The organism is Burkholderia cepacia complex sp. TUM26381 (assembly GCF_057439935.1).
In genome coordinates this window covers 1278218-1294210 of sequence record NZ_CM172007.1, presented here as the reverse complement: position 1 = coordinate 1294210, position 15993 = coordinate 1278218, and the positions used below count along the sequence as shown (strand labels likewise).

Below are 15993 nucleotides of genomic sequence, written 5' to 3'. Positions count from 1 at the left end.
ATTCGACGTCATGATGGCCGACACAATCGGGCACATTTCTTTCTGCCCCGGCCCCTTGTCCAATCGCGCTTCGCCCTGTTTCGGCAACACCTGATGGTTTGTCCGCTTGCAGTCGGCTTTTACGATGCCAGGCTATTCGTTGCAAACGGAAGAGTCCATGGCCGACGTAAAGAAGGTGCCTTACTACAAGCCGAAAAATGGGTGGTTCGGATCGGAGTTGAAGGAATACAAGGGTTCCCAAGGATGCATTCCGCTTGATACTCAAAGAGGCGTATCGATCGACAGGCTCGCACCGGGGGAAAAGCCTCCACCACCACCTCCTCCTCCCAAACCGATTTCCAAGCCCTCGAACGCGCCGAAGCCCCCTCCAGCACCTCAACCGCCGCCGCAAGCCGACCAGACAATAACCAAAGGATCACCGCGGCAGGCGGAATCGGAAGTTTGCGATAACCCGCCACCTTTCGATCTCCAGGACGTACCAATCGCGATGGACAAATTGGGCTGGAAGGTTTCAGCCAAACTTGCGCGAATCTGGTTTGCGGGTGCTGCGCACATTTACAACAATGATCCGATATCAATTCAACCGTTTAATCTTAACGACGTCACTCTCGATTGGACGCTGAGATTCGGAAATGTCAAAAGGAAATTTGAAAATCTTATTTCGAACGACATTTATCGACAGAAAGCAATCGATTTGGCAAGAAACAAGATTCTCGCAGAAATAGAGAAACGATTTTTGGAAAACCGGGGAGCAAATCTCAACATCAATACCAGCCAATCCATAAATAATATTCTTCAATTTCACAAGAACTGGCAATTTCAGATCACGTCGATCAGCAGCTGGGACACCCTGGAAAACTTGGCCCCACCGATCTTACAGGCGCACTGGCAAATTTCAATATTTATGTCGCCATAGGAAATGCTGAAGTATCTGGTGAAAAATATTTCAGATATGAAAAAACAAGCAATTTTTACTGCATCGAGGCAACCGGAAAAATTACGCACGTTTATGCCTACATAAAAGACAATTATTCATTTAATGGTAGACAATATTTGGGACATTGGAACAAACACGGCGTTATCGTAGCGCCAGGCTCACTACTTTTTGAATCCAGCATCCCAAAACGCAACTCTGACATTGACATCTGGGTAAAGAGCATCAACAAGCCCGTTGACACACGAGGAAGCATGATTGGAAAATTCAGAGAGCCAGACGTTTACTTCCCCGTACACAATGCGGATTATTGCCGCTGGCGCGAAAAGCATCATCGAGGAAGTGATTTCATGATATATTCAAAACCAGTTTACTTGAAATTGAAAAAACCAATTGAATTTAAACTTGGCGAGATATGCAGACTCGAATCATCAGATACATTGGCCTAGCGCTCGTCATTTATCTTGGCATTGGATTATTCTTTCACTTCAATCGCCCAAGCTATGGACGTTGCGGTTTTTACACCAATGAATTAAATGGCGGAAGCAAAATCATCCGCGGAACGACGTATTTTGTGAAGCTATGCGGTACAGACATCGAGAACGGAACCGAAATAAAGCTTCAGATTTTTGACGCCGCTGGAGAATTAATCGCCCTGAGATACTTTTCCTACTACATCAACTCAGCGACAGAGCGAAACCTAGCCGACACCAGGGATTCAATTATTTACTACGATAGTTCCAGCAATGAAGTAATGAGATCGGTCCCAATCCCCCCCACCAGATGGGATTGGATTCTTGCCAGATTGCCTTTATTTTGAAGAAATTCCAGCATATTTTTATAAAAAAAGCCCCGCTGCCGGGGCTTTGTATTCTTTTCTGATCTCGCGACCAGATCATCCGCAAAAATACAGGCCAATCCGCGAGGTCGATCGCACCACCCGACCAACCCGCTACGACTCGCCTCGCGCCTGCGTTGCTCAAGCCACCCGGAACGCCCCCACCGCACGGCGCAACCCGTCAGCCTGTTCCTCGAGCGACGCAGCAGCAGCCGCCGCCTGCTCGACGAGCGCCGCGTTCTGCTGCGACACCTGATCCATCTGCGACACCGCGCGGTTCACCTGCTCGATCCCGTCGCGCTGCTCGCTCGATGCGGCCGCGATCTCCGTCATGATGCCGGTCACGCGTCCGATCGCCTGCTGGATGTCCTGCATCGTCGCACCGGCCGTGCCGACGAGCCGCGAGCCGATCGCAACGCGTTCGACCGATTCGCCGATCAGCGTGCGGATTTCCTTCGCCGCGGACGCCGAGCGTTGCGCAAGTGTGCGCACCTCGCCTGCGACCACGGCAAAACCGCGGCCCTGCTCACCTGCGCGCGCAGCTTCGACCGCCGCATTCAGCGCAAGAATGTTGGTCTGGAACGCGATGCCCTCGATCGTGCCGATGATGTCGGCGACCTTCTGCGAGCTCTGGTCGATCTCGTTCATCGTGCCGATCACCTCGCCCACCACCGTCGCGCCGCGCGTCGCGATTTCGCTCGCGCTGTCCGCGCAGGCCTGCGCCTCGAGCGCGTTGTCGGCGTTCTGCTTCACGGTCGCCGTCAACTGCTCCATGCTCGCGGCCGTCTCCTGCAGTGCCGACGCCTGTTCCTCGGTGCGCTGCGACAAGTCCGTGTTGCCGGCCGCGATCTGGTGCGTGGCCGTCGAGATCGCCTCGGAACCCTGGCTGACCTGGCGCACCGTGTCCGCGAGGCTGCGCTGCATGCCCGTCACGCCCTTCACCAGCTCGGCCATTTCGTCACGCGACGACCAGCGCACTTCCGACGTCAGGTCGCCGTCCGACAGGCGGCGGAAATGCGACAACAGGCGATTCACCGGTTGCGTGATCGCGAAATGCAGGCCGATCGCACAGCCGAGGCACGCGGCCAGCCCGAATGCGATGCCCGCGATCGCGCCCATACGCATCCAGCCGTAATAGGTCTGCGCGGTGTCGTAGACGTCCTTGCCGCGCGCGACCTGGTACGCATCGAGCGCATCGGTCGCCTGCGTGAGCGCGACCGACAGCGGCGGCGCGACCGTCATCAGCAGCCGGTCGGCCTCATCGCGCCGGCCTTCGCGGATCGCGTCGATCATCGGCTTCAGCGCCTGCCCGATCAGCGCCTGGCGCGCGGCGTCGAGGCGGCTCGCGAGCGGGCCCTCGTCGCCGTCGCGCGGCATCGCCGCGTAATTGCGCCAGGCGGTGTCGGCCTTCGCGAGATAGCCTTCGGCCTTTTTCACGAGATCCGGCACTTCCGGCGCTTCCGGATGCAGGAGCGCGCGGTCGAGCGTCGTGCGCACGATCGTCAGGTTCAGGCTCGCCGCGGACAGCGCGGTCTTCGCAGCCAGTTGCTGCGTATAGGCCTCGTCGAGTGCGCGGTTCGAGCTTTGCATGCCGGCAAGGCCGATCAGCCCCGACACGACGAGCAGCGCGGCAACGAGACCGAGCGTGGAGAAGATCCGCGTACGGATCGAGAAACGGGAAAACAGGGCGTTCAGGTTCATGACGGCACGTGAGCGATGAAAAATGCCGCGGCAATCGGTCCGCAGCACTCTGTATTACGGTTTGCCTGCAAAAAACTTGAGTCCGTCCCTGCTTTCCGTCTGATCACGGTCAATTTTTCCTGCCGGCAATCTCCTGTTACGACTGCAACAGACTGAGTCTGAGCAGAAATTGACTAGTCAAGTATATGTGGCTATATTTCGGCTCAATTCCCTGCCACGGCAGATATCTCGATGACAACCAACACCCTCCTCACTCCGCCGGCCGCCGAAACGGCCCGCCGCGACGCGCCGACCGGGCTGATCATCGCCGCGCTGCTGCTCGTCATGCTGCTGTCCGCGCTCGACCAGACGATCGTATCGACCGCGCTGCCGACGATCGTCGGCGAGCTCGGCGGGCTCGACCAGTTGTCTTGGGTCGTCACCGCGTACCTGCTGTCGTCCACCGTCGTGCTGCCGCTATACGGCAAGCTCGGCGACCTGTACGGCCGCAAGATCGTGCTGCAGGCGGCGATCGTGCTGTTCCTCGCTGGCTCCGCACTGTGCGGCGTCGCGCAGGACATGACGCAGCTGATCGTGCTGCGCGCGCTGCAGGGGCTCGGCGGCGGCGGCCTGATGGTCGTCACGATGGCCGCGATCGGCGATCTGGTCCCGCCCGATCGCCGGGCGCGCTACCAGGGGATGTTCGGCGGCGTCTACGGCCTCGCGACGATCGTCGGCCCGCTGCTCGGCGGTTTCCTGGTCGAGCACCTGTCGTGGCGCTGGATCTTCACGATCAACCTGCCGCTCGGCTTGCTCGCGCTCGCGGTGATCGGCATGGCGTTCCGGCCGCACACCGCGCACGTGAAGCACCGGATCGACTACATGGGCGCCGCGTTCCTCGCCACCGCGCTGACCTGCGTGATCCTGTTCACGAGCGAAGGCGGGTCGCTGCTGCCGTGGACGTCGCCGCAACTGTGGATGACGCTCGTGCTCGGCCTCGTCGCGATCGGCGGCTTCATTTATGAAGAGCGCCTCGCGGCCGAGCCAATCATGCCGCTCGCGCTGTTCCGTCAGCGCACCTTCGTGCTGATGAGCCTGATCGGCTTCGTCGTCGGCATCGCGCTGTTCGGCTCGGTCACGTTCATTCCGCTGTACCTGCAGGTCGTGAAAGGCTCGACGCCGTCGCAGGCCGGCATGCAACTGCTGCCGATGATGGGCGGGATGCTCGCGATGTCGATCATCAGCGGCCGGCTGATCTCGCGCCTCGGCACGTATCGCCCGTTTCCGATCGCGGGCACGCTGATCGGCGGCATCGCGATGGCGCTGCTGTCGACGCTGTCGCTCGACACGCCGCTGCACACGATGTACGCGTACATGGCGCTGCTCGGGATCGGGCTCGGCATGGTGATGCCGGTGCTGACGCTCGCGGTGCAGAATACGGTCGAATTCCGGCACATGGGCGTCGCGACGTCGGGCGTGACGCTGTTCCGCTCGATCGGCGGCTCACTCGGCGTCGCCGCGTTCGGTGCGCTGTTCTCGCACGGGCTGCAATCGCGGATCATGCAGGCGCTGCCGGCCGGCACGGAATTGCCGCCCGCAATGGGCCCGGCCGCCGTGCACCAGTTGCCGGACGCCGTGCGCGACGCGTACCTGCATGCGTTCGCCGGATCGCTGCATGTGGTGTATCTCGCGGCGGCGGCCGTGATCGCGATCGCATTCGTGCTCGCGTGGTTCGTCGAAAGCGCGCCGCTGCGCAAGGATCACTGACCAGCAAGGTGGCGGCGCGCCGGTATCGTCACTGCGAAGCACCGGCCCCGCCGCTGGCCGTCACGGCACCAGCACCACGCCCCCCGTCGTCTTGCGCGACTCCAGCAGCCGATGCGCATCGGCCGCCTGTTCGAGCGGCAGCCGCGCGCCGATCTCCACGTGCATCCCGCCCGCGAGCCGTTCGAGCGTCGCGCGCGCCGCTTCCCGATAACCCGCCACGTCCCGTGCGATGAAGCCGAGCACGCTCGGCCGCGCGAGCGCGATCGAACGGACCGGGCCCAGTTCGTCGAGATCGAAGGTCTGCCGCGCGCCGATCGCGGCCACCTGCCCGATGCTCGCGACCATCCCGAACGGACGGATCGCACCGAGCGTGCGCGTCAGCACGTCGCCGCCGATGCCGTCGATCGCGTAATCGACGCCCGCGCCGCCGCCGAACGCGCGCGCGGCCGCGACGAAATCCTGTTCGCGATAGTCGACCACCGCTTCGGCGCCGTGCGTGCGCACGAGCGCAGCCTTCGCGGCCGATCCGACCGTACCGATCACCCGTGCGCCGAGCGCGCGCGCCCACTGCGTCGCCAGCAGCCCGACGCCGCCAGCCGCCGCATGGACGAGCACCGTATCGCCGGCGCCGACCTGCCGGACGCGATGCAGCAGGATGTAGGCGGTGATCCCCTTCAGCAGCCCGGCGGCAGCGGCTTCGTCGCTCAGACCGTCGGGAATCGGCAGCACGCGTTCGGCCGGCATCGTGCGCAGGCTCGCATAGCTGCCGGTCGGCATGCCCGCATACGCGACGCGCTGGCCGGGGACGAGATCCGTCACGCCCGGCCCGACCGCGTCGATCACGCCGGCCGCCTCGACACCGAGCGCATCGGGCAGCGCGGGCAACGCGTGCGCGCCCGTCCGGAAATAGATGTCGACGAAATTCACGCCGATCGCGGTCTGGCGAATCCGCACTTCGCCGGCGGCAGGCGGCGCGACGGGCGTATCGACGCGGCGCAGCACGCCGGCGTCGCCGTAACGGTCGATCCCGATCCGGATGGCGTTGGCTGTTTGGGTCATGACGTTCCTCGCTATCGAATGAAGTGACACGATCATCCCATCGTGCATAATCGAACGGAATTCACGTTGATCGCCCACTTACTGTGCAAAAATCGACCGACCCGATTGCCGCTCCCCCCTCCGCGCTGCCGATGAGCTGGGATGACATCCGCTACTTTCTTGCGGTGATGCGCAGCGGCAGCCTGTCTGCCGCCGCCCGCGCGCTGCAGGTCCAGCATTCGACGGTCGCGCGGCGCATCGACGCGCTGGAATCCTCGCTCGGGGTCCGGCTGTTCGACCGGCTGCCGCGCGGCTGGCCGCCGACCGACGAAGGACTGCACCTCGCCGAGCACGCCGCGCGCCTCGAAGCCGATGCGCATGCGTTCGCGCGCGCCGCGCAGGGGGCGGCGGCGCTCGACGGCGTGGTGCGCGTGTCGGCGTCGCCGGTGTTCGCCAGCCATTTCCTCGCGCCGCGCCTGGCCCGCGCGCAGCGCGCGTGGCCGGCACTGCGCATCGACCTGATGGGCGAAATGCATGCGGCGAACCTGTTTGCGCGCGAAGCCGACCTCGCGGTGCGGCTGTCGCGGCCGAGCGAACCGGGGCTCGCCGCACGCCGGCTCGGCACGATGCGCTTTGCGCTGTGTGCCGCACCGGAATGGGCCGACGCGCCGCCCGACACCTGGGCGTTCGTCGGCTACGACGACGCGCTCGCGCAAACCCCGCAACAGCAATGGCTCGAACGCTTCGCGGCCGGACGGCGCTTTGCGTTCATCGCCAACGACCTCGCCGCGCTGCATCGCGCCTGCGCGGCGGGGGCCGGTGTCGCGCTGCTGCCGCGGTTTCTCGTCGACGATCCCGTCGGGCACGCTGGCGCGCCGCTCGTCGAGCTGACCGACGCGCCGCGTTGCGACATCGAGCGCGAGATCTGGCTCGTCGTTCACCCCGACGTGCGCCGGTCGCCGCGCGTGCAGCGCGTCGCCGATGCCATCGCCGATGCGGTTCATGCGGCGGACGGACGGCTGTAGGCAACCCGCGCCGCACTCCGTCGAACGGCTTTGCCACACGCGCCGGCGGGCGGCATAGTAGCGATTTGCGTTCGTCCGCCCCGCCGCCATGTCCACCGCTCCCGCCTGCGTCGTTCGCGACGCAACCGACGCCGACCTCGACGCGATTCACGCGATCTATGCGCACCACGTTCACCACAGCGTCGCGTCGTTCGAGGAAACGCCACCCGACGTCGCCGAGCTGCGCGCACGCCGCGACGCGGTACTGCGCCACGGACTGCCGTATCTGATTGCCGAATGCGACGGCCGCGTGGCCGGCTATGCGTACGCGACGCCGTACCGCACGCGCAGCGCGTACCGCTTCGCGATCGAGGATTCGATCTACATCGACGATGCGCAGCGCGGGCGCGGAATCGGCCGCGCCCTGCTCGCGGCGCTGATCGCGCGTTGCGAAGCCGGCCCGTGGCGGCAGATGATCGCGGTGATCGCCGACGGCGGCACCGGCGGCTCGACGTCGCTGCATCGCGCATTCGGTTTCGAACCGGCCGGCACGCTGACAGCGGTCGGCTTCAAGCATGGCCGGTGGATCGATACGGCGCTGCTGCAGCGCCCGCTCGGCGACGGCGCGCGAACGCTCCCCGCCTCGCCCGCGCCCGCCGCGTCGCGCTAGAATGGCCGCATGTCAAAACAGACTCATTCCACGCCCGACGAGGCTGCACCGGATTCCCGCAACGAGTACACGGTCGACGAACTCGCGCGCGTGTCCGACACCACCGTGCGCAATGTCCGCGCGTACCAGGATCGCGGCTTGCTCGCGCCGCCGGAAAAACGCGGGCGCGTCGGCATCTACGACGACACGCACGTCGCGCGCCTGAAGCTGATCAACCATCTGCTCGCACGCGGCTACACGCTGTCGAACATCCAGGATCTCATCAAGGCGATCGACGAAGGCCACGACCTGCGTTCGATCCTCGGCCTCGAAAACGCGATCGGCGGCCGCTGGTCGCACGAGCTGCCGAAGACCTATTCGCTCGCCGCGCTCGCGCAGATGTTCGGCCCGCAAGCGACCACGCAGCTGTCGCGTGTGACCGAGCTCGGGCTGCTCGAACGGCGCGGCCTGTCGTTCGTCGCGAAGAGTCCCGCGCTGCTCGAGGCGGCCGCCGCGATGACGAAGGAAGGGATTCCGCCGCGCGAGCTGCTCGACGTGATCAGCCTCGCTCGCCCGCACTTCGACGCGATCGCGCGGCTGCTCGTCGATCTCGTCGTGAAGCGGCTCGACCGCTACGACGCCGGCACGCTGCCGCCGGCCACCGACGTGCCCGAACTGGTCGACGCGATCTGGCGCCTGCGCCCGCTCGCTGCCGTGTTCGTCGAAGGCGAGACGAACCGCGCGCTCGAAACCGCCGCGAGCGCGTATCTCGGCGGCCGCGTTGCAACGATCCTCGACAAGAAGCTCAGCGATGAAGCGGCGCGGCAGTCCGGCGCGCCGGATACGTCCGATACATCCGATACGCAAGGCGACGGCGACCACACCTAGGGCGGCTGCCGTCTCGTTCATGACCGGCAATGCTTCGTGTGCGGGCGCCATCGACGACGCGACGATTCTTTCGATCGAGCGGTAACAGCCACGCCCCGAAGATGTCTCGCATGGCGTTCGTTCGACGATGCGTTTCCCCCGCCGGATCACCCGCACCGCCGCCGTCACGCATGCGTCGACTGTTCGCGACAACGCGCGCGGTCCGGACAGGGGAAAGACCAGCAACCGTTGCAGGTGGCAACCACCGCTTGCGTCGGTCGGCGAACGGCCGGACGCGCCACCCGTCGCCCCCTCCTGCCAGACGGGGTCGCATCGCTGCGCCCTCGATAACGGGCCGTGCTGTGAAACAGTTACAAGATAACGGTTGACGCGAGCCCCGCCCGGCGGTTACCGTATCGTCCGAAGTTCAAGAAGTCCGATTGCTGTTCATCAATTGATCGCTCCTCAGCGGTATTCGTTGTCCTCTCCCTCCTTGACGCTTCACGCGCTCTTCAACAGAGCAAATCTTTCTATTTTTTCTCAAGGAATCTTCATGGATACCGGTATCGTCAAGTGGTTCAACGACAGCAAAGGCTTTGGCTTCATCACCCCGGACAACGGCGGCGACGACCTGTTTGCTCACTTCTCGGAAATTCGTGCCGACGGCTTCAAGACGCTGGCTGAAAATCAAAAAGTGAGCTTCGAAACGAAGCAAGGCCCGAAGGGTCTGCAAGCGGCCAACATCACGCCGCTGTAAAGTTTGAAGGACCCGGCCTCCCGCGACGGACGCCGGGTCGCAGCGACACCCCCACGGAGCCTCGCCTCCCAAAGTTGGCGCGATCGCCTTTAGCTGCATCGGTTTGTTCAGCAGCTTGCCAAGCGCCACACGCCTCGTTGCACTTCATCCCCCCTCTGGCCGCAACGCCTGATTTTCGTTTCTCGACTGCGTCGGATTCAGCTCGCAATGGCTTTGAATCGGCCTACCCGTGCGCATTTCGCACGGCACGCGCGCACTCGAACATCATTAAAATTAAAAATGCAAAACAATCGAATTCAACAGTACAACGGCTATGCCGTCCACCCGTCGGCGCATCGCTTGCCCGATGGCAGTTTTTCATCCAACCTGCTGCTCGAACGCAGCGGTAGCCCGCGCAACGAAGGCCGCTACCAGTTCTATTCGCTCGATTACTTCGCGAGCGAAGCGCTGGCGCTGGAGCATTCGGCACGCTGGGCACACAACTGGGTCGATGCGCGCGGCTAACGGCAGCGCCCCGGTACCGGCACCCGCCGCCTGTGAGTCATCGGTGCGCACGCGACCAAGCGTGTCCCGACATCGCGCGCAACCGATTCGAAACCTTCCGGTTCGAGCGGCGCCCGATTCGAATTTTCGAATGGCCCCTTCGCCGGCGTCGTCACGCCGCGCCATCTCCGCGTCGAAGTTGACGACGGACTTGCGTTACCGGAGCCGACCAGCATGAAAACCGGCGGGCAACCTGCCCGCCGGCCTCTTGCATTGCACGCCCGCTCACCTACTTCAACGCGCCCGCCACCTTCTTCTGCCGCCACAAGCACAGCAGATCGCACGCGACATGCGCGGCCGCGATCGCGGTGATGTCCGCGTGATCGTACGCCGGCGCAACCTCCACCACATCGGCCCCGACCAGATTCACCGCCCCGAGCCCTCGCACGATCGCGAGCGCCTGCGCGGACGACAACCCGCCCGCGACCGGCGTCCCCGTCCCCGGCGCAAACGCCGGATCGAGGCAGTCGATATCGAACGTCAGATACGCGGGCCGCGCACCGACGATCTCGACGATCCGCTCGACCGCCGCGCGCGAACCATGGTCATGCACCCACGCGGCATCGAGCCGCTCGATTCCGAGAAAATCGTCGTTCCACGTGCGGATGCCGACCTGCACCGACGTCGCGGGATCGATCAGCCCTTCCTTCACGGCCTTGTAGAACATCGTCCCGTGATTGAGGCTGTCCGGCTCGTCGTCGGCCCATGTATCGCAGTGCGCATCGAAATGGATCAGCGACAGCGGCTTGCCGTAGCGCTCCGCATGCGCGACCAGCAGCGGATACGTGATGTAGTGATCGCCGCCGAACGTCAGCATCTTCGCGCCCGAACGCAGGATCGTGCGCGCATGCTCGATGATCGCGGGCTTGATCGACAGCGGGTTGTGCGCGTCGAACCAGCAGTCGCCGTAGTCGACGGCCGCGAGATCGTCGAATGGATCGAAGCCCCACGGATACGGATTGAGCTCGGCGAGTTGCACGCTCGCCGCGCGGATCGCGGCCGGCCCGAGCCGTGCGCCTGACCGATAGGTCGTCGCGAGATCGAGCGGCACGCCCGAGATCGCGACGTCGACGCCGTCGAGCGCACGCGAATAGTTGCGGCGCATGAACGACAGCACGCCCGCATAGGTGTTTTCGATCGAGGAACCGTAAGGCGTCGTGCGACGGATCGCGCCGTCGCCGTGGAGAAGTTCGGTCATGGGTCGGACCTGTTTTCGTGGGGAGCCGGCACCGCCCCGCTTTCGACGAGCGCGCGGGCCGGGCACGGCATGGATTCATCGGGCACGCACCGGCGTACGCATCCAGTCGCGCGGCCGGGCGGAACATCGACAACGGCAATACCGCGGCGATCATAGCAAGCCGAATTGAAGTCGTTGCCCCGGTTCAGCCGGGGCAACGCGCGGAGAAATCCGCCGGCGGCATCGTCATCCGTCGCCATCGATGACTAGAAGGATTCGCCGGTTTTTGCGTGCCCGTTCTTCCGGATAATGGCCGGCAGCCGCGCCCTCGACGGCGCGCCGTCCACCGCAGACAACAACAATCCGGAGACACCCGCCTTGATCGCCACGCTTCCCGCCACCTACCGCCGGCTCTGGCCGCTCGCCATCGCCGCCGCGCTGCTGTACGGGCTGTCGCTCGCCGCCGCGCCCTATCCGGGCCAGGCCGTCGCGAAAGCCGCGATGGGTATCCTGCTGCTCGCCGCGGGCAGCACCTGCGGCGCGCCGCGCGAACGCGCGTGGCTGTGCGCGGCGCTCGCCACCGCAGTGCTCGGCGACGTGCTGCTCGCGCTGCCGGACTGGCCGCTGTCGTTCGTCCTCGGTCTGGGCGCGTTCCTGCTCACGCACGTGTGCTACTGCGTGATCTTCATGCGCTGGCGCGCACGGCCGCACGGCTGGCGCATCGTCGCGCTGATCGGGCTGTGGATCGCCGCGCCGGCTTTCTATGCGGCATTCTTCCCGCACCTCGGCGAGCTGCTGGCGCCGGTCGCCGTCTACATGCTCGTGCTGTGCGTGATGGCGAGCTTCGCGCTCGCGGCCCGCACGCACGGCGCGCTGGTCGCGATCGGCAGCCTGATCTTCGTCGGCTCCGACACGCTGATCGGCGTCGGCCGGTTCCTCGGCGGCTTTCCCGGCATCGACTACCTGATCTGGGGCCTCTACGCGCTCGCGCAGGTCACGATCGTGGCCGGGGTTTTCCATGAGACGGCCGCCCGATCGATCCGTCCCTGATACTGTTTCAAACAGACCGCCGCGCGCCGGCGGTCTCGTCCAGCACCTGTCTCGTCCTGCCGACGGCCCTTTCCGCCCATCCCGCATCGCGGAAAGCAAACCGTTCCAAACCCCGCTCAGCCTTTTCCCGTCTGGCTTCCGGCCCTTAGAGCGCCGCTTCTAGCCTCTTGCGGTTTCCGGGTTCACCCACTATCGTTACATCAAACAATGTAACATTCGAAAATGAGCCAAATCGGAGACACCCGGATGAATGCTCGCACGTTGCCTTTCGGTCCGCCCGGCCACGACGGCCAGGACGAAACCATCGACATCGCCATCATCGGCACCGGCTTCGCCGGTCTCGGGATGGCAATCCGCCTGCGGCAAACAGGCGTGACCGACTTCGTCGTCCTCGAGAAGGCCGCGTCGGTCGGCGGCACGTGGCGCGACAATCATTACCCCGGGTGTGCATGCGACGTGCAATCGCACGTCTATTCGTTCTCGTTCGCGCCGAACCCGCGCTGGACGCGCATGTTTGCGCCTCAGCCGGAAATCCGCGCGTATCTGGAAGACTGCGTGCAGCGCTTCGGCGTCGGCCCGCACCTGCGCCTGAACCACGAGCTGCAGCGCGCCGAGTACGACGAAGCCGCGCAGCGCTGGCGCCTCACGTTCGCGAACGGCAAGCGGCTGTCCGCGCGCGTGCTGGTGTCGGGGATGGGCGGCCTGTCGCGCGCCGCGCTGCCGTCGATTCCCGGCGTCGAGAATTTCCAGGGCCGCGCGTTCCATTCGCAGCAGTGGGATCACGACTACGCGCTCGAAGGCAAGCGCGTCGCGGTGATCGGCACCGGCGCGAGCGCGATCCAGTTCGTGCCGCAGATCGCGCCGCGCGTGAAGGAACTCGCGCTGTTCCAGCGCACGCCGCCGTGGATCATGCCGAAGCCCGACCGCAACCTGACCGGGCTCGAGAAGTGGCTGTTCCGCACGCTGCCGTTCACGCAGAAGGCCGTGCGCAGCAGCATCTACTGGATGCTCGAATCGCGCGTGCTCGGCTTCGCGATCCATCCGTCGCTGATGAAGAACGTGCAGAAGCTCGCGCTGCGCCACATCCGCAAGCAGATTCCCGATCCGGAGCTGCGCAAGACCGTCACGCCGGACTACACGCTCGGCTGCAAGCGCGTGCTGATCTCGAACGACTACTACCCGGCGCTGTCGCGCAAGAACGTCGACGTGATCACGACCGGCATCGACCACATCGAAGCCGACGCGGTCGTGACGACCGACGGCAAACGCCATGAAGTCGACTGCCTGATCTACGGCACCGGCTTCCAGGTGGCCGACCCGTATCCGCGCGGCGCGATCGTCGGCCGCGGCGGGCTCGACATCGTCGACGCGTGGCGCGACGGCGCGCATGCGTATCTCGGCTCGACGCTGCCCGGCTACCCGAACTTCTTCATGATCGTCGGCCCGAACACGGGCCTCGGCCACAACTCGATGGTGTTCATGATCGAGTCGCAGATCGAATACATCCTCGGCGCGCTGCAGGCAATGCACCGCGAGCGAGCGGATGCGATCGAGGTGCGCCCGCTCGTCGAGGCGCAGTTCAACAGCGACCTGCAGGGCAAGCTGAAAAAGGCGATCTGGTCGACGGGCGGCTGCAAGAGCTGGTACCTCGACCCGCGCACCGGCAAGAACACGACGCTGTGGCCGGGCTTCACGTGGCGCTTCCGCCAGGCGACCGCGCGCTTCGCGATCGCCGATTACCACGCGTATCGCGCGCCGCAACACGACACGACTGCGCGGCCCGTCGCCGCGCCCGCCGCTTCCGCATCGACGTCCGCCGAAGCGGCCTGAGCCAGACAAGGAGCCAACGACATGAGAGATTTCGCCAACAAGGTCGCCGCGATCACGGGTGCCGGCTCGGGCATGGGCCGCTCGCTCGCGATCCAGCTCGCGCAAGCAGGCTGCCACGTCTCGCTCGCCGACAAGAACGGCGTCGGCCTCGCCGAAACCGAACGGATCGTCCGCGCGATCGCGCCGAACGCGCGCGTATCGACGCGCGTGCTGGACGTCGGCGACCGCGACGCGATGTTCGCGTGGGCCGACGACACCGCGAAGGAACACGGCAAGGTCAACCTGATCTTCAACAACGCGGGCGTCGCGCTGTCGAGCACGATCGAAGGAATGGAATACAGCGATCTCGAGTGGATCGTGAACATCAACTTCTGGGGCGTCGTGCACGGCACGAAGGCGTTCCTGCCGCACCTGAAGGCCTCGGGCGACGGTCACGTGATCAACACGTCGAGCCTCTTCGGGATCTTCGCGCAGCCGGGCATGAGCGGCTACAACGCGACCAAGTTCGCGGTGCGCGGCTTCACCGAATCGCTGCGCCAGGAACTCGACATGATGAAGTGCGGCGTGTCGGCGACCTGCGTGCATCCGGGCGGCATCCGCACGAACATCGCACAGGCGAGCCGCGTGTCGAAGAACATGGTCGGCTTCATGGTCGCGAGCGAGCAGCAAGGCCGGGACACGTTCGAGAAGTTCTTCATCACGACCGCCGACGATGCCGCGCGCACGATCCTCTCGGGCGTGCGCAAGAACAAGCGCCGCGTGCTGATCGGCCGCGACGCGAAGGCCGGCGACTGGATGGCGCGCGTGCTGCCGTCCGCGTACCAGGCGCTCGTCGTGCTCGCGACGCGCCGCGAGGCCGCTCGCGCGCGCCGCGATGCCGCACGCGGCACGCCGGCGCCCGCACCGCTGCACGCCACCTACAACAATGCAGGCAATCAGGGAGGAGAACAATCATGACGACCCCGAACATGATGCCCGTACGGCGCGACATCCGTTTCGCGCTGCCGCCCGAACGCGCGCGCGACTGGCACGTGCAGGGCGTGCCGGTCACGCACTTCATGAATGCGCTGTCGCTGCTGTTCCCGGCCGGCGAACGCTTCTTCATGGATTCGGTGCGCAACTACCGCGACCGGATCGAGGATCCCGAGCTGAAAAAGCAGGTGCTCGGCTTCATCGGCCAGGAAGCGATGCACACGCGCGAGCACATCGAATACAACGACCTGCTGCAGTCGTCGGGCCTGCCCGCGCACAAGCTCGACAAGCGCCTGTGGACGATCCTCGGCTGGTTCAAGAAGGTGCTGCCGCATTCGATGCAGCTCGCGATCACGATCGCGCTCGAGCACTACACGGCCATTCTCGCGAACCAGCTGCTGTCGGGCCACGAGCACCGGATCGACGGCTCGGTCGAAGGCTATCAGCAGATGTGGATGTGGCACGCGATGGAGGAAACCGAGCACAAGGCGGTGTCCTACGACGTGTGGACCACGGTGATGAAGCCGGGCCTCGGCAGCTACCTGCTGCGCACCGGCACGATGCTGACGACCACCGTGTTCTTCTGGACGATCGTGTTCGACTTCCACGTGCGCCTGATGCGCGCGCACCGTCGCGAACACGGCAAGTTCGGCGGCATGTGGCGCCTCGTGAAGTATCTGTACGGCCCGAAGCACGGCGTGTTTCCGAGCATCGCGCGCGAATGGCTCGACTACTTCCGCCCGGGCTTCCACCCGTGGGACCACGACAACCACCAGTACCTGCAGGGGCTCGACACGCTGCTCGAGAACATCGACGCGACCAACGCGCGCTACGCCGCGCAAGCCGCCCCGCGTCGCGTGCCGCTGCACCCGGTCCCGCAGGCATGA

15 protein-coding genes are annotated in these 15993 nt (G+C 64.8%); 12 read left to right on the top strand and 3 right to left on the bottom strand.

The window, feature by feature from the left end; translation table 11 throughout:
- Positions 1-157: 157 nt before the first annotated feature.
- Both ACWMMN_RS22600 and ACWMMN_RS22595 read left to right on the top strand, forming a co-directional pair.
- Positions 158-916, top strand: a complete 759-nt coding sequence (locus ACWMMN_RS22600; protein ID WP_486423971.1) for a DUF6402 family protein — start codon at positions 158-160, stop codon at positions 914-916.
- Positions 799-1383 (top strand): DUF6402 family protein, encoded by a 585-nt coding sequence (locus tag ACWMMN_RS22595; RefSeq protein WP_486424091.1) that lies wholly within the window; start codon positions 799-801, stop codon positions 1381-1383. The genes ACWMMN_RS22600 and ACWMMN_RS22595 overlap by 118 nt, the downstream gene beginning before the upstream one ends.
- 530 nt (positions 1384-1913) lie before the next feature.
- Here the strand turns inward: ACWMMN_RS22595 and ACWMMN_RS22590 are convergent.
- Entirely contained in the window at positions 1914-3473 is a 1560-nt protein-coding gene (locus ACWMMN_RS22590; protein ID WP_059240183.1) for a methyl-accepting chemotaxis protein, read from the bottom strand.
- A gap of 231 nt (positions 3474-3704) precedes the next feature.
- Here ACWMMN_RS22590 and ACWMMN_RS22585 point away from each other — a divergent pair, with 231 nt between their 5' ends.
- Positions 3705-5219, top strand: a complete 1515-nt coding sequence (locus tag ACWMMN_RS22585) for an MDR family MFS transporter (protein WP_486423970.1) — start codon at positions 3705-3707, stop codon at positions 5217-5219.
- A 60-nt stretch (positions 5220-5279) separates the two neighbouring features.
- On the opposite strand, the gene ACWMMN_RS22580 is transcribed toward ACWMMN_RS22585, so the two are convergent.
- The gene (locus ACWMMN_RS22580; protein ID WP_486423969.1) at positions 5280-6278 is read right to left on the bottom strand and encodes a quinone oxidoreductase family protein; all 999 of its coding nucleotides are present in this window, start codon (positions 6276-6278) and stop codon (positions 5280-5282) included.
- A gap of 131 nt (positions 6279-6409) precedes the next feature.
- On the opposite strand from ACWMMN_RS22580, the gene ACWMMN_RS22575 reads away from it, so the two are divergent.
- From ACWMMN_RS22575 to ACWMMN_RS22555, 5 genes are all read left to right on the top strand, one after another.
- Entirely contained in the window at positions 6410-7282 is an 873-nt protein-coding gene (locus ACWMMN_RS22575; RefSeq protein ID WP_486423968.1) for a LysR family transcriptional regulator, read from the top strand.
- 88 nt (positions 7283-7370) lie between these two features.
- Positions 7371-7931 (top strand): GNAT family N-acetyltransferase, encoded by a 561-nt coding sequence (locus tag ACWMMN_RS22570; RefSeq protein ID WP_059240175.1) that lies wholly within the window; start codon positions 7371-7373, stop codon positions 7929-7931.
- A gap of 9 nt (positions 7932-7940) precedes the next feature.
- The gene (locus ACWMMN_RS22565) at positions 7941-8798 is read left to right on the top strand and encodes a MerR family transcriptional regulator (RefSeq protein ID WP_059240172.1); all 858 of its coding nucleotides are present in this window, start codon (positions 7941-7943) and stop codon (positions 8796-8798) included.
- Positions 8799-9330: 532 nt separating this feature from the next.
- Positions 9331-9534, top strand: coding sequence for a cold-shock protein (locus tag ACWMMN_RS22560; protein WP_027790965.1), 204 nt, complete (start codon positions 9331-9333; stop codon positions 9532-9534).
- Positions 9535-9813: 279 nt separating this feature from the next.
- Complete coding sequence (locus tag ACWMMN_RS22555; RefSeq protein ID WP_059240171.1) at positions 9814-10038, top strand: hypothetical protein; 225 nt, start codon at positions 9814-9816, stop codon at positions 10036-10038.
- Between the two features lie 268 nt (positions 10039-10306).
- Here the strand turns inward: ACWMMN_RS22555 and speB are convergent, their stop codons facing one another.
- Complete coding sequence (speB, locus tag ACWMMN_RS22550; protein ID WP_059240170.1) at positions 10307-11275, bottom strand: agmatinase; 969 nt, start codon at positions 11273-11275, stop codon at positions 10307-10309.
- Between the two features lie 357 nt (positions 11276-11632).
- Here speB and ACWMMN_RS22545 point away from each other — a divergent pair, with 357 nt between their 5' ends.
- From ACWMMN_RS22545 to ACWMMN_RS22530, 4 genes are all read left to right on the top strand, one after another.
- Positions 11633-12304, top strand: a complete 672-nt coding sequence (locus tag ACWMMN_RS22545; protein ID WP_059240966.1) for a lysoplasmalogenase — start codon at positions 11633-11635, stop codon at positions 12302-12304.
- Between the two features lie 246 nt (positions 12305-12550).
- Positions 12551-14134, top strand: a complete 1584-nt coding sequence (locus ACWMMN_RS22540) for a flavin-containing monooxygenase (protein WP_256086202.1) — start codon at positions 12551-12553, stop codon at positions 14132-14134.
- A gap of 21 nt (positions 14135-14155) precedes the next feature.
- Positions 14156-15091 (top strand): SDR family NAD(P)-dependent oxidoreductase, encoded by a 936-nt coding sequence (locus ACWMMN_RS22535; protein WP_059240167.1) that lies wholly within the window; start codon positions 14156-14158, stop codon positions 15089-15091.
- On the top strand, positions 15088-15993 hold the full coding sequence (locus ACWMMN_RS22530) for a metal-dependent hydrolase (RefSeq protein ID WP_059240165.1): 906 nt from the start codon (positions 15088-15090) through the stop codon (positions 15991-15993). The genes ACWMMN_RS22535 and ACWMMN_RS22530 overlap by 4 nt, the downstream gene beginning before the upstream one ends.